Annotated in this window: 9 protein-coding genes; 5 read left to right on the forward strand and 4 right to left on the reverse strand. The window is 69.6% G+C overall.

Annotated elements, in window-relative coordinates; translation table 11 throughout:
* Window position 1: 1 nt before the first annotated feature.
* A complete protein-coding gene (locus ACIQPR_RS12260) occupies window positions 2-1291 on the reverse strand; it encodes a serine hydrolase domain-containing protein (RefSeq protein ID WP_403645898.1) in 1290 nt (429 codons plus the stop codon).
* 257 nt (window positions 1292-1548) lie between these two features.
* On the opposite strand from ACIQPR_RS12260, the gene ACIQPR_RS12265 reads away from it, so the two are divergent.
* Window positions 1549-2655, forward strand: a complete 1107-nt coding sequence (locus ACIQPR_RS12265) for a hypothetical protein (RefSeq protein ID WP_403645901.1) — start codon at window positions 1549-1551, stop codon at window positions 2653-2655.
* 77 nt (window positions 2656-2732) lie between these two features.
* Here the strand turns inward: ACIQPR_RS12265 and ACIQPR_RS12270 are convergent, their stop codons facing one another.
* The 3 genes from ACIQPR_RS12270 to ACIQPR_RS12280 all read right to left on the reverse strand — a co-directional run bounded on the left by ACIQPR_RS12270 (window position 2733) and on the right by ACIQPR_RS12280 (window position 6534).
* On the reverse strand, window positions 2733-3596 hold the full coding sequence (locus ACIQPR_RS12270; protein ID WP_403645903.1) for a hypothetical protein: 864 nt from the start codon (window positions 3594-3596) through the stop codon (window positions 2733-2735).
* Between the two features lie 192 nt (window positions 3597-3788).
* The gene (locus ACIQPR_RS12275) at window positions 3789-4889 is read right to left on the reverse strand and encodes a metallophosphoesterase (RefSeq protein WP_403645906.1); all 1101 of its coding nucleotides are present in this window, start codon (window positions 4887-4889) and stop codon (window positions 3789-3791) included.
* A gap of 532 nt (window positions 4890-5421) precedes the next feature.
* Entirely contained in the window at window positions 5422-6534 is a 1113-nt protein-coding gene (locus ACIQPR_RS12280; RefSeq protein ID WP_403645909.1) for a LacI family DNA-binding transcriptional regulator, read from the reverse strand.
* A gap of 508 nt (window positions 6535-7042) precedes the next feature.
* Here ACIQPR_RS12280 and hisC point away from each other — a divergent pair.
* The 4 genes from hisC to cydD all read left to right on the forward strand — a co-directional run bounded on the left by hisC (window position 7043) and on the right by cydD (window position 14425).
* Window positions 7043-8122 (forward strand): histidinol-phosphate transaminase, encoded by a 1080-nt coding sequence (hisC, locus tag ACIQPR_RS12285; protein WP_403645912.1) that lies wholly within the window; start codon window positions 7043-7045, stop codon window positions 8120-8122.
* Window positions 8123-8328: 206 nt separating this feature from the next.
* Window positions 8329-9837: a cytochrome ubiquinol oxidase subunit I gene (locus tag ACIQPR_RS12290; RefSeq protein WP_403645916.1), complete on the forward strand. Its 1509-nt coding sequence runs from the start codon at window positions 8329-8331 to the stop codon at window positions 9835-9837.
* Between the two features lie 21 nt (window positions 9838-9858).
* The gene (gene cydB, locus ACIQPR_RS12295) at window positions 9859-10863 is read left to right on the forward strand and encodes a cytochrome d ubiquinol oxidase subunit II (RefSeq protein ID WP_403645919.1); all 1005 of its coding nucleotides are present in this window, start codon (window positions 9859-9861) and stop codon (window positions 10861-10863) included.
* Between the two features lie 70 nt (window positions 10864-10933).
* Window positions 10934-14425, forward strand: a complete 3492-nt coding sequence (gene cydD / locus ACIQPR_RS12300) for a thiol reductant ABC exporter subunit CydD (RefSeq protein WP_403645922.1) — start codon at window positions 10934-10936, stop codon at window positions 14423-14425.
* Window positions 14426-14469 lie beyond the last annotated feature (44 nt).

Here is a 14469-nt window from a genome sequence, read left to right on the forward strand (position 1 = left end):
TCTAGCTCTTCGGCGAGGCCTTGGCCGGGCCGCTGCCGTCGCTGGCGCCGCCGACGGCGCACAGGGCGTGGTCGACCAGGGTGCCCGTGGCGCGGTTGAGAGCGGTGAGGTCCGGCGGTGCGGTGGTCGTCGTGATGGAGACGGTCACCGCGCGGCTGCCGTCGGCACTCACCGCGGGGCGGGTGTTGACGCCCGCTCCGTCGCCCTCGTGGGTGTAGTAGAAGCCGCCGCAGGAGAGCGGGATCTTGCGCAGGCCGAGGCCGTAGGTGCCCTCGGGCATCTCGGCCACGTCCTCCGGGTCGTCGGTCCGCTGGACGGTCTGCCGCATCTCGCGCCACTGTACGGCGGGCAGCAGCCGGCCGTCGGCCAGGGCCCGGAAGAAGGCGTTCAGGTCGGCGGTGGTGCTCACCACACCGGAGTCGGCGGTGTGCTGGAGGCTGTGGTCGGTGACGTCGAGACGCTTGCCGTCGGCGGTCGTGAGGTACGCGTTCACATGCGGATCGGGAAGGAACGGGTTGAGCCCGGGGATGGAGGTGTCGCGCAGTCCGAGTCTCGCGATGACGCGGTGGGCGACCAGGTCCTGCCAGCTCGCGCCGCCGGCTTTCTCGGCGATCATCCCGGCCAGCAGGTAGTTGGTGTTGGAGTACGCCCACCGGGTGGCCCCGCCCGGCTGCGGCACGAACAGCGGCCGGTGCTTCATCGCGACGGCGACCAGGTCGGCCGCCGGGGTGGTGTCGTAGCGGTTCTCGTCGAAGTGGTTGAACAGGCGGTCCTGGATCTCCGCGTCGTCGATGTAGTCGTAGAGGCCGCTGGTCTGGCGGAGCAGGTCGCGGACGGTGATGCGGGTGCCGTCGTTGCCGTTGCCCGTGACGACTCCCGGCAGCCAGTGCTCGACGGTGTCGTCGAGTGACAGCCGTTTCTCCGCCACGAGTTGGAGGACGACGGTCGCCACGAACGTCTTCGTCGTGCTCGCCACACGGAAGTGCGCGTTCCAGGGGATCGGCGCGGCGGAGCCGGCCGTGCGGGTGCCGATGCGGGCCATGAGCGGGGCGCCGTTCGGCCGGTCGACCCTGGCCAGCACGTTCACATCGCCGCCTCCGGCCTGCCGTACGGCCGCCAGGTCGCGCTGGAGCACGGCTTCGTCGTACACGTGAGAGGGGTGGTTCGGTGCGGGGTGTCCGGTGGTTGTGGTGGCGGCGGTCGCGGTGGTCGCGGCCATGGGTGAGGCCAGTGCGAGCAACGCCGCGGCCAGTACGGCGGCGCCGGTCTTCCTCGACGACGGCAACTGCATGTTCGAGTCCCCCGTAGCTCTCGGTCCTGATTGGTGACGATCACCAGCCAACCGGATCAGGGCACGAAGGAGGATGGGGCTGGCCTCCGGATGAAGGGTCGAGGTAGCCCCCCGGCCAGGCCGGGGCGGACCCGGCGAAGCCCCGCTGGACGTCGTGACGGGACAGGAGTGGAGGTCGTGAGCGAAAGGGAAGGGGACGCCGTAACGGAACAGACAAGGTCACGCGTGTCGCGATCAAGGTCTCTACCCTGCCTGGCATGGGTGGGATCGATCTGGGCAATGGGCTTGTCGGTGCCGTGTTGGGGATGTTGGTCGCGGTGCTGTTCCAGGATCCGATACAGAACAGCTGGTACAGGCTGCGTGCCCGCTCGAAGAGCGTGGTGCGGGCGCTGCGCCGGCGGGAGGAGTCCAGCCCGGCGTGGCGGACGTTCTCGCTCGGTCCGCTGCACACCTCGGCCCTGATCGTCGAGGGCGACGGGGAGTCCTCCATACCGACGCAATCCGTCTACATCCAAGTATTGGACCAGGAGATCGAGCTGCCGCCGGACATGGTCGACTGGCGGAGCGAGATAGAGGAGGAAAGCACGCGCCTGAGGGCAGAGGGACGAACACCGTTGTGGAACGGACCTCGATATGCCGTCGAGAGGGTCGACATCTCCCGGACCGCACTCGACGAACAGCCGGAAATTCATCTGCGGCTGCGTCCGACGGACTACTACACTTTTCTCGCGGCCCAGCAATTGGACCGTCGGCTGTCCGACGGTACGACTCCCCGTTCGCGCTATCTCGACCCTGAGAAACCGCTGTCGGCACCCGCTTTTCTGCAATGCAGTTTCGCCGTGAACGTCGCCGTCGTGACGGCCGACGACATGCTGATCGTCAGCCAACGCAGTGACCGGGTCCGGATGGCCCCGGGCGTCTGGAACTCGTCCGTCAACGAGGGCATGTCACGCTACATCGACTCGGCCGGCAGGAACGCACCCGATCTCTACGCGGTCGCGCGACGCGGTATGCGCGAAGAACTGTCCTTGGAACCGCACGAATACGCACTCGACATGCTCGCGTTCGTACTGGACGTCGAGAAGCGTCAATGGAGTGCTCACTTCTACGCCCGGCTCGCCGATGTGAAAAGCGCCGGTCTACAGGAACGGATGAGCAGAGGGGTCGCGGACAGATGGGAACACCAGACCATCGACTTCGTTCCCTTCCGCCCTTCGGCGGTCATCAAGTACATGCTGCGCGCCGATCGCGTTCACCGGTGGGCCCCTCTTGCACCGGCCCTCTTCCATCTCGCGTTGGTGCACGTCCACAGCCGCACTCCGGTGGAAAGGGCCGCGGCACAGACGATTCGCCGGATGCGGTGAATACGGCGAATTCAGTTGATGCGGTGAATCCGGGTGTTCGGCTTGCGCTCCCCTGGTCGGGGGCGCAAGCCGAGGGGCTACTCGGGCTGGTGCTCGGGCCCCCCGAAGTCCGGGCTGCTGAAGTCCGGGCTGCTGAAGCTCGGGCGGTGGCCCGGTTCCGGGCCGTCGTCGGGGCTGGAGAAGCCCGGGCGGCCGTAGCCGAGGTGCGGCATGCGACTGGTCGGTGCCGTGGGTGTCGTACGGCGCAGTGCGGCCGTGCCCGGGGCCGCGAGCGCCTCCTGGAGGAACGGCAGGATGCCGCGTTCCAGAAGGGCGTCGTGCCAGGCTTCCCTGGCCCGGGCCACCTCACCGCCCGACTCGCCGTAGGGGTCGGTGTCGAACGTCGGCCGGTTGCGCAGGGCCGTGAGGAGCAGGCCGACGGCGGCGACGAGGATCGCCGCGGCGGTCATCGCGCCGAAGACCCAGCCGGCGGTGAGCATGGTCTGCGCGAACGCGGGCTCGGGGCTGAGCATCTTGAGGATGTATCCCACGAGCAGGAATATCGCCGCGGCCGTACCGGCGAGGACAGGGGTGAGGACGGCGGCGACGGCGACGGCGCCCGCACCCTCGGCGGCCTCTCCCAGGGTGGTGGCGAGCCCCATCGCGCCCATGCCGCCCGGCTCCGTGGAACCGGGTTCGTGGACGGACGACGGGGTGGACGACGCCGGCTGGCGCAGTTCCTCGCGGACCTTCACGTAGTGCTGGTACTCGGTCGCCGCGGCCGCCGTGATGAGTGCGGTGGCGTTCAGCGCCATGGTGCGCAGCTGTTCGGGGTTGAGCCGCTTACCGACAGCGGCCAGTTCCGGGCGGGTAGGGGCGGAGCGCAGCGCCTCGTCGAGGATCCGCTCGTACTCCTGGCGGTCCTCGCTGTGCAGGTGCTGCGGAACGCTGTTCATGTGCATCCCCCGATGCTCCGTAGGGCTTGGGGCTCGCATGCCAACGAGCCGTCGGGCAGAAACGGAGGGGAGCCTGCTACGGATAAGCCGATGGTAGAGCGGGGACGGCACACGGTGACAGGGGGTTTCCAGAAATTGGCCCCTGGCCAGCGCTGTCGTCCGCCGGTCCTCCGAAGAGGACGACTGCCCGTCAGACGCTCAGATATCCAACGGCAGTTGCTGGACCAGCAGCTTTCCGGCCATGGTCACTCCGCCGTCCATCGCGATGGCGAGTCCCTCGGCATAGACGTGCGGTCCCTCGACCACGGGCGGGGCGCTGTCCTCGCCGTCCTCGGAGCCGACGTCCCCCAGGAGGTACGGAATCGGGCTGTGGCCGTGCACGATCCGGGTGCCGCCGTACATGTCGAGCAAAGAGCGGACATGTTCGGCGCCGCCCTCGTCGCGGAAGGAGAAGCGCTTGGTGAACTTGCGGAAGACGTCCCACACCTCGTCCGCGTCGTTGCGCGTGAGGGTCTCGCGGACGTTGTCGTTGACCGCCTCGATCGAGTCGCCGTAGTCGAGGTAGGCGGTGGTGTCGGAGTGGACGAGGAGGTGTCCGTCGACCTCCTCCATGGCGTCCAGCCGGGCCATCCACTGGAGGTGGACGTCCTGGAGGCGGTCCATGTCGGTCTTCTGGCCGCCGTTGAGCAGCCAGGCCGCCTGGAAGGTGGCGGTGCCCGCGCCGGAGCTGACGGGGGTGTCGCCGAACCGCTTGGCGCCGAGCAGCAGCAGCTCGTGGTTGCCCATCAGCGCCTTGCAGTAGCCGCCGGCCGCGGCGGCCTCGGCGGACAGCCGCATCACCAGGTCGATGACACCGATGCCGTCCGGCCCGCGGTCCGTGAAGTCGCCCAGGAACCACAGCCGAGCGGTGCCCGCGCACCAGCTGCCGGCCGCGTCGATCAGGCCCTTCTCCCGCAGTGCGGCCACCAGTTCGTCGAGGTAGCCGTGCACATCCCCTACGACGAACAGCGGACCGGGGCCCTCGGTCTGCCGCGGGACGCCCCCCGGAGCCGGGTCCACCGCGACCTGAACCGTGTCACCCCGATTGATGACCGGCAGATCGCGCTGAGTGGGGGTGTACCCGTCGGGATACGCCTCGTCGAAGGCCTCCTCGAAGGCCTCCTCGTCGGGTCGTACGGCGCCGCCGGGCTGCGCGCTGTCGGCGTACGGACCGGTCTCGTGGACGTATGCCGGCACCCGGAAGTCGCGCAACGTCGCCGTCCGCTCCACCTCGGGTCCCTGACCGGCCCCCTGAGTCATCGACCCCTCCACCATCACGCCGCGTCTGCACCGCGTCGGACTGCCTGGTCGCAGCGGCCCGCGGTGTCGTGCGCCCATCATAGGAATGCGGATCGCGCCATGTGATGACCCAGGGGTGGTGAATCAGAGCAGGACTCCGGTTCACCGGGGCTTTCGCCCCGATTGGGCCGGGCTTCGACCACTCGACCAGCACTCCGGGGGCGATCGGTTCCCGCCGGAAGGGCGGCTTGATTTCGCCGGTGCGACGACCTTCGGCGGCCGCCCGCCATCACCTTCCGACGCCTTCTTCCTCCAACATCTTCCGACTCCGCTACGACCGCTGCCCACGGGCCAGTTGGCAATCCGGTCCGCTGTCGGCCCTGGGCGGGCGGTACGGGCCGGACGGCACCGGGTGGGAGTCCCGGCACCGTCCGGCCCGTACGGGAGCCCGAGGCAAGCGCCAGGGCACCGCCTGCCCACCGCTCCGCCCCGAGAGGCGCCGGACGCCAGGCACGGCGCCGACCGCTGGCGACGGCCGGAGGCCGACCCGCCCCTACTTCCCCTCCGGCGACCGGGGCGGACTCACCGTCGTCCGCGGTGGTCGGCGTTGGGACGACGTACGGATGATCAGTTCGGTCGGTATCACCTGCTCGACAGGCAGGTCCGAGTCGACGCCCTCGATGGCGTCGATGAGGAGCTGCACCACCGCCGTGCCGATGCGCCGCGGCTTCAGCGAGAGCGTGGTGATCGGGGGCTCGGTGTTGGCGTACACCGTGGACTCGCTGCAACACACCAGCAGCAGATCCTCCGGCACCCGCATCCCGTAACGGCGCGCGGCGGCCAGCAGATCCGTGCCGTTGGGATCGAACAGGCCGTAGACCGCGTCGGGCCGGTCGGGCCGGGCGAGCAGCCGGTCGGCGGCGACCGCTCCCGCGCACGGATCGTGCGCGGGATAGGACTCGTAGACCGGATCCTGGCCCACCCGCTCGCACCAACGCAGGTATGCGGTGGTGGAGAGGTGGGTGTAGGTGTCCGTACTGGTGCCCGTGAGCAGGCCGATGCGGCGGGCGCCGGCGTCGGCCAGGTGGTCGAGGATGCCCAGGACCGCGGCCTCGTGGTCGTTGTCGACCCACGCGGTCACCGGGAGCGAGCCGACCGGGCGGCCGTCGGAGACGACGGGTAAACCCTGCCGGACCAGCTCGCTGACCACCGGGTCCTGGTCGGACGGGTCGATGACGACCGTGCCGTCCAGGGCGACGTTCGACCACACGTCGTGGCGCGAGGTCGCCGGCAGGATCACCAGGGCGTAGCCGCGGGCGAGCGCGGCCGAGGTGGCGGCGCGCGCCATCTCGGCGAAGTACGCGAACTCGGTGAAGGTGAAAGGTTCATCCCCGTACGTCGTCACGGTCAGGCCGATCAGGCCCGACTTGCCGGTACGGAGCGTGCGAGCCGCCGCGGAAGGGCGATAGCCCAGCCGGTCGGCCACCTCGCGGACATGGCGTCGGGTGGCGTCCGGGAGCCGGCCCTTGCCGTTGAGGGCGTCGGAGACGGTCGTGATGGAGACTCCGGCCGCGGCGGCCACGTCTCTGATTCCCGCCCGGCCCGGCCGGCTTCCTCGACGAGAGGTTTCCGCGCGGCTCACCTGGTGCTTCCCTGCTGCTGTCATGGCGAGCCGATAGTAGGGCTCATGCGGTGGGGTAGTGCGGACGCATATGCACGCGTTGACAGGCACGTTTCTGCAAGGTCAGAACGGGTCAACTGCCTTAGAAACAAAGTCAGTTAAACGCTTGGATGGCATTACGTGACTTGTCGGCGCGCATGGGCCTGCCAAGTCCCCGATGTTTCGAAGAGGTCTCAACTCACCTGTACGAGGGATGCGCGCCACGGCGCGAGCCACCAGCGCATAGATATATGTACGGCGCGCCCCCGGTTCGTCTGCCTTCGTGCGCTGTTGCCCCTGTTGTGGATGTGGCTCGTGGGAAGGTACCGGCCGGCGGGATCGAGGCCGCCGAAGGTCGCCGGAAGGTCGCCCGAAGGGCGTCAGGAGGTCGTCGGCGGGTCGCCCGAGAGCCGCCCGTCGGTCGTTCGCCGGGACCCGGCCGGTACGCGTCGGTGCCGAATCCTCATAAGGTGAGGAGTATTGAAAGCCGGTGGTGGTCACGAGGAGGACTGCGGTGAGCGAGACGAGCCCGAAGCTGCGCGCCGAGCTGGAGGGTATCCCCACCTACAAGCCGGGCAAGCCCGCCTCGGCCGACGGTCCGGTGGCCTACAAGCTGTCCTCCAACGAGAACCCGTACCCGCCGCTCCCCGGTGTCATGGAGAGCGTGACGGCGGCTGCCACGTCCTTCAACCGGTACCCCGACATGGCGTGCACCGGTCTGATGAACGAGCTGGCGGAACGGTTCGGCGTCCCCGTCTCCCACCTCGCCACCGGCACCGGCTCGGTCGGGGTCGCCCAGCAGCTGATCCAGGCGACCTCCGGCCCCGGCGACGAGGTCATGTACGCCTGGCGGTCCTTCGAGGCGTACCCGATCATCACGCGGATCAGCGGCGCCACGGCCGTGCAGGTGCCGCTGACCCCGGGCGATGTGCACGACCTCGACGCGATGGCCGACGCCATCACCGACCGGACCCGGCTGATCTTCGTCTGCAACCCCAACAACCCGACGGGCACGGTGGTACGGCGGGCCGAGCTGGAGCGCTTCCTGGACCGGGTGCCCGGCGATGTGCTGGTCGTGCTGGACGAGGCGTACCGGGAGTTCATCCGGGACCTTGAGGTGCCGGACGGCGTCCAGCTCTACCGCGACCGCCCGAACGTCTGCGTCCTGCGCACCTTCTCCAAGGCGTACGGCCTCGCCGGGCTGCGGGTCGGCTTCGCGATCGCGCACGAGCCGGTGGCGGCGGCGCTGCGCAAGACGGCCGTGCCCTTCGGGGTGAGCCAGCTCGCCCAGGAGGCGGCCGTCGCCTCGCTGCGCGCGGAGGACGAACTGCTGGGCCGGGTCGGTTCGTTGGTGAGCGAGCGCACCCGCGTGGTCGACGCGCTGCGCGCTCAGGGGTGGACGGTCCCGGAGACGCAGGCCAACTTCGTGTGGCTGCGGCTGGGGGAGCGCACGGTCGATTTCGCGGCGGTGTGCGAGCGGCACGGTGTGGTGGTGCGGCCGTTCCCGGGCGAGGGTGTGCGGGTCACGGTCGGGGAGACCGAGGGCAACGACATCTTCCTGAAGGTGGCGGAGGGCTTCCGCAAGGAGCTCTGAAAGGCCATGAGCCGACCGGTCCCGACCGTGTGGGGCCGGTCGGACCGCGTTGGGGACCCCCCTCCTATCGAACGTCGAACGCGCATGCGGCATAATTGCTTGTGAATGTGAACGCGTTCACAAGCGTGTCCCGGTTGTCCAGTGTTGGGCTGGAGGTAAGGGGCAAACTGCCGCTGTGACCACGGCGACATAAGGAGACTGACGACGTGGAATTGGCTCTGGCGCCAGAGACACTGGCGCGATGGCAGTTCGGCATCACCACCGTCTACCACTTCCTGTTCGTCCCCCTGACGATCTCGCTCGCCGCCCTGACGGCCGGGTTGCAGACCGCGTGGGTGCGCACGGAGAAGGAGAAGTACCTCAGGGCCACCAAGTTCTGGGGCAAGCTCTTCCTGATCAACATCGCCATGGGCGTCGTCACGGGCATCGTCCAGGAGTTCCAGTTCGGCATGAACTGGTCCGCCTACTCGCGGTTCGTCGGCGACATCTTCGGTGCCCCGCTCGCCTTCGAGGCGCTGATCGCGTTCTTCTTCGAGTCCACCTTCATCGGGCTGTGGATCTTCGGCTGGGACAAGCTCCCCAAGCGGATCCACCTGGCCTGCATCTGGATGGTCTCGATCGGCACGATCCTGTCGGCGTACTTCATCCTCGCGGCCAACTCGTGGATGCAGCACCCCGTCGGCTACCGGATCAACAAGGCCAAGGGCCGTGCCGAACTCACCGACTTCTGGCACGTGCTGACCCAGAACACCGCGCTCGCCCAGGCCTTCCACACGCTCTCCGCGTCCTTCCTGACCGGCGGCGCGTTCATGGTCGGCATCGCGGCCTTCCACCTCTTCCGCAAGAAGCACATCGCGGTGATGAAGAGCTCGCTGCGCCTCGGCCTGGTCACCGTCACCATCGCCGGCCTGCTCACCGCCGTCAGCGGTGACACCCTCGGCAAGGTCATGTTCAAGCAGCAGCCGATGAAGATGGCCGCCGCCGAGGCCCTGTGGGACGGCCAGAACTCCGCGCCGTTCTCGATCTTCGCCTACGGCGACGTCAGCAAGGGCCACAACACCGTCGAGCTCTCGATCCCCGGGATACTGTCCTTCCTCGCCGACGACGACTTCAACTCCTACGTCCCCGGCATCAACGACACCAACAAGGCCGAGCAGGCCAAGTACGGTCCCGGCGACTACCGGCCCATCATCCCCGTCACCTTCTGGGCGTTCCGCTGGATGATCGGCTTCGGCATGGCCTCCTTCGCCGTGGGCCTGGCCGGACTCTGGCTGACCCGCAAGAAGTTCATGCTGCCCCAGCACTTGCGGGTCGGCGACGACGAGATCCCGAACGTGGTCCTCTTCAAGAAGAAGGCCCTCGGCCCGAAACTCACCAAGCTCTACTGGCTGGTGTCCATCTGGACCCTCGGCTTCCCCCTCATCGCCAACTCGTGGGGCTGGATCTTCACCGAGATGGGCCGCCAGCCCTGGGTCGTCTACGGCCTCTTCCAGACCCGGGACGCCGTCTCCCCCAGCGTCTCCCAGGGCGAGGTCCTCACCTCGATGATCGTCTTCACCTCGCTCTACGCGATCCTCGCCGTCATCGAGGTCAAGCTGCTCGCGAAGTACGTCAAGGCCGGCCCGCCCGAACTCACCGAGGCCGACCTCAACCCGCCCACGAAGATCGGCGGCGACTCCCAGGACGCCGACAAGCCGATGGCCTTCTCGTACTAGGCCGAGGGAGCTGCAACTGTCATGGAACTGCACGACGTCTGGTTCGTCCTGATCGCCGTCCTGTGGACGGGCTACTTCTTCCTGGAGGGCTTCGACTTCGGGGTCGGCATCCTCACCAAACTGCTCGCCCGCGACCGCACCGAGAAGCGGGTGCTGATCAACACGATCGGCCCGGTCTGGGACGGCAACGAGGTCTGGCTGCTCACGGCCGGCGGCGCGACCTTCGCCGCCTTCCCCGAGTGGTACGCCACCCTGTTCTCCGGCTTCTACCTCGCCCTGCTGATCATCCTGGTCTGCCTGATCGTCCGGGGTGTCGCCTTCGAGTACCGGGCCAAGCGGCCCGAGGAGAACTGGCAGCGCAACTGGGAGACGGCGATCTTCTGGACCTCGCTGCTCCCCGCGTTCCTGTGGGGCGTCGCCTTCGGCAACATCGTGCGCGGCGTGAAGATCGACAAGAACTTCGAGTACGCCGGTAGCTTCTGGGACCTGCTCAACCCGTACGCGATCCTCGGCGGCCTGGTCACGCTGACGCTGTTCACCTTCCACGGCACGGTGTTCACGGCCCTCAAGACGGTCGGGGACATCCGGACCCGGGCACGGAAGCTGGCCCTCCAAGTCGGCCTCCTCACGGCCGTGTTGGCGTTGGCCTTCCTGATCTGGACCCAGGTCGACAGCGGTGACGGCAAGAGCCTGGTGGCCCTGATCGTGGCCGTCGTCGCGCTGGTCGCGGCCCTCGGGGCGATCCAAGTCGGGCGCGAGGGCTGGTCGTTCGCGTTCTCCGGCGTCACCATCGTGGCGGCCGTCGCGATGCTCTTCCTGTCGCTCTTCCCGAACGTCATGCCGTCCTCGCTCAACGCGGACTGGAGCCTCACGGTCACCAACGCCTCGTCGAGCCCGTACACGCTGAAGATCATGACCTGGTGCGCGGGGATCGCCACCCCGATCGTCCTGCTCTACCAGGGCTGGACGTACTGGGTGTTCCGCAAGCGGATCGGTACGCAGCACATCGCCGAAGCGGCGCACTGAGTCCGGATCGGGGCATGTTTCACGTGAAACATGCCCCGATGGGACCTTCTGAGAAGAGGGTGTGTTTCACGTGAAACCAATCGACCCACGGCTGGTCCAATACGCCCGCGCCACCCGGCTGTTCATGGTGGCGGTCGTCGGCCTGGGTGCCGTCGGGGCGCTGCTGGTCATCGCCCAGGCCATGCTCATCGCCGAGGTCGTGGTCGGCGCCTTCCAGCACGGCAAGTCGGTGAGTGAACTCGGCACTCCCCTGCTGCTGTTGGTGGCCGTCGCCGGTGGTCGTGCCCTGGTCTCCTGGCTCACCGAACTCGCAGCCCACCGCGCCAGCGCCTCCGTGAAGTCGGAGCTACGGCGACGGCTGCTGGCGCGTTCCGTGGAGCTGGGCCCGGGCTGGCTGAGCGGGCAGCGGACCGGTTCACTGGTAGCCCTCGCCACCCGTGGTGTCGATGCCCTCGACGACTACTTCTCGCGCTATCTCCCGCAGTTGGGGCTCGCGGTGGTCGTCCCGGTCGCCGTGCTGGCGCGGATCGTCACCGAGGACTGGGTCTCGGCGGCGATCATCGTCGGCACGCTCCCCCTGATCCCGCTCTTCATGGTGATGATCGGCTGGGCCACGCAGTCCCGGATGGACCGGCAGTGGCAGCTGCTGTCCAGGCTCTCCGGACACTTCCTGGACGTGGTCGCGGGACTGCCGACCCTGAAGGTGTTCGGGCGGGCCAAGGCCCAGGCCGAGTCGATCCGCCGCATCACCGGCGAGTACCGGCAGGCGACCATGCGAACCCTGCGGATCGCCTTCGTCTCCTCCTTCGCGCTGGAACTCCTGGCCACCCTCTCCGTGGCCCTGGTCGCCGTCACGATCGGTATGCGGCTCGTCCACGGCGACATGGACCTCTACATCGGTCTCGTCGTCCTCGTCCTGGCCCCCGAGGCCTATCTGCCGCTGCGCCAGGTGGGAGCGCAGTACCACGCGGCGGCCGAGGGACTCGCGGCGGCGCAGGAGATCTTCGCGGTACTGGAGACACCCGTGCCGGCCACGGGCACCGCCGACGTACCCTCCGACGCCCTGTCCTTCGAAGACGTGACGGTGCGGTACCCCGGACGATCCGCGGACGCCGTGTCGCATGTGTCCTTCACCGTGGAACCCGGGGAGACGGTCGCCCTCGTCGGACCGAGCGGCGCGGGCAAGTCCACCGTGCTGAACGCCCTGTTGGGGTTCGTGCGGCCCGCTGAGGGCCGAGTACGTGTCGGGGGAGTCGATCTCACCGACGCCGACCTGGAGCGCTGGCGCTCACGGATCGCCTGGGTGCCGCAGCGGCCCCAGCTGTACGCCGGGACCATCGCCGAGAACGTACGGCTCGCCCGGCCCGACGCCGACGACACGGCCGTACGGCGGGCGTTGGCCGATGCCGGGGCCCTGGACTTCGTGGACGCGCTGCCCGAGGGCATCGGGAGTGTGCTCGGCGAGGACGGGGCCGGGCTGTCCGCCGGGCAGCGGCAGCGGCTGGCACTCGCGCGGGCCTTTCTCGCCGACCGGCCCGTCCTGCTCCTCGACGAACCGACCGCCGCGCTGGACGGGGCGACCGAGGCCGAAGTGGTCGAGGCGGTACGGCGGTTGGCGGTCGGACGGACGGTGCTGCTCGTGGTGCACCGGCCGGCCCTGCTGGCGGTGGCGGACCGGGTGGTGCGGGTGACGGAGGGCGAGGCCGCCGTACACGCGGAGACCGCGCCGACGCTCGGCGGGAAGCGTCCGGTCTCCTCGGACACCCCGGTGAGCGCCGCGGAGGAGCCCGGGACCCGCCTCGCCGCACACACAGGCAGCGTCCTCTCGCGGGTCCGTGCCATGTCCGGTGCCCGGCGTGGCCGCCTCGCCCTGGCGCTGTTGCTCGGAAGTCTCGCGCTGGGCAGTGCGGTCGGTCTCATGGCCACCTCGGGGTGGCTGATCTCGCGGGCCTCGCAGCAGCCGCCCGTGCTGTATCTGATGGTCGCGGTGACGGCGACCCGGGCCTTCGGGATCGGGCGGGCCGTGTTCCGGTACGCGGAGCGGCTGGTGTCGCACGACGCGGTGCTGCGGATGCTGGCCGACACCCGGGTCGCCGTCTACCGGCGCCTCGAACGGCTCGCGCCCGCCGGGCTGCGCGACACCCGGCGCGGCGATCTGCTGTCCCGGCTCGTCGCCGACGTGGACGCGCTTCAGGACTACTGGCTGCGCTGGCTGCTGCCCGCCGGGGTCGCGGCCACCGTCTCGGCGGCGACGGTCGGCTTCACGGCCTGGCTGCTGCCCGAGGCCGGTGCCGTGCTCGCGGTGGGTCTCCTCGCGGCCGGTGCCGGAGTCCCCCTCGTCACCGGTGCCGTGGCCCGCCGCGCCGAACGGCGGCTGGCCCCGGCCCGTGGGGTCCTCGCCACCCGCGTGACCGAACTGCTCACCGGCACCGCCGAACTGACGGTCGCCGGCGCGCTGCCCGCCCGCACCAACGAGGCCGAGCGCGCCGATGGCGACCTCACCCGGATCGCCTCCCGCGCCGCCACCGCCACCGCGCTCGGCGACGGCCTCACCGCGCTGATCTCCGGCCTGACCGTCGCCGCCACCGCCCTGGTGGCCGCCCAGGCCGTCGCCGCCGGACGGCTCGGCGGCGTGGTGACGGCCGTCGTCGTGCTCACCCCCCTCGCCGCCTTCGAGGCCGTCCTCGGACTGCCCCTCGCCGTGCAGTACCGGCAGCGGGTCCGCAAGAGCGCCGAGCGCGTGTACGAGGTCCTGGACGCCCCCGAGCCCGTACGGGAACCGGAGCGGCCCCGCCAGGCACCCGCGACGCCCTTCCCGCTCGTCGTCCAGGGGCTGGCCGCGCGCCACACGGGGCAGGACCGCGACGCGCTCGCCGGACTCGACCTCACACTGGAGCAGGGCCGCAGGATCGCCGTGGTCGGCCCTTCCGGGTCCGGCAAGACGACGCTCGCGCAGGTGCTGCTGCGGTTCCTCGACGCGGACGCCGGTTCGTACACGCTGGCCGGAGTGGACGCGTACGCCCTGGACGGCGACGACGTACGACGGCTCGTCGGGCTGTGCGCCCAGGACGCGCATCTCTTCGACAGTTCGGTGCGCGAGAACCTGCTGCTCGCGAAGAAGGACGCGACCGAGGACGAGCTGCGGGCCGCGCTGGGGCGTGCCCGGCTGCTCGACTGGGCGGACGGGCTGCCCGCCGGGCTGGACACGCTCGTCGGCGAGCACGGTGCCCGGCTGTCCGGGGGGCAGCGCCAGCGGCTGGCCCTCGCCCGCGCGCTGCTCGCCGACTTCCCGGTCCTCGTCCTCGACGAGCCCGCCGAACACCTGGACCTGGCGACCGCCGACGCGCTCACCGCGGATCTGCTGGCCGCCACGGAAGGCCGTACGACCGTGCTCATCACGCACCGGCTGGCGGGACTTGAGGACGTGGACGAGGTGATCGTGCTGGACGAGGGACGGGTCGTGCAGCGGGGGCCGTACGCCGGACTGGTCTCGGTGGAGGGGCCGTTGCGGGGGATGGCGGAGCGGGAGGCGGAGTCGGAGCTGCTGGTCGCGGCCGGGTAGGGAGGCTCACGGCCGATCCGCTCGACTGTCCCCGACAGCTCGAC

Source organism: Streptomyces sp. NPDC091280 (assembly GCF_044768565.1).
Lineage (GTDB): Bacteria > Actinomycetota > Actinomycetes > Streptomycetales > Streptomycetaceae > Streptomyces.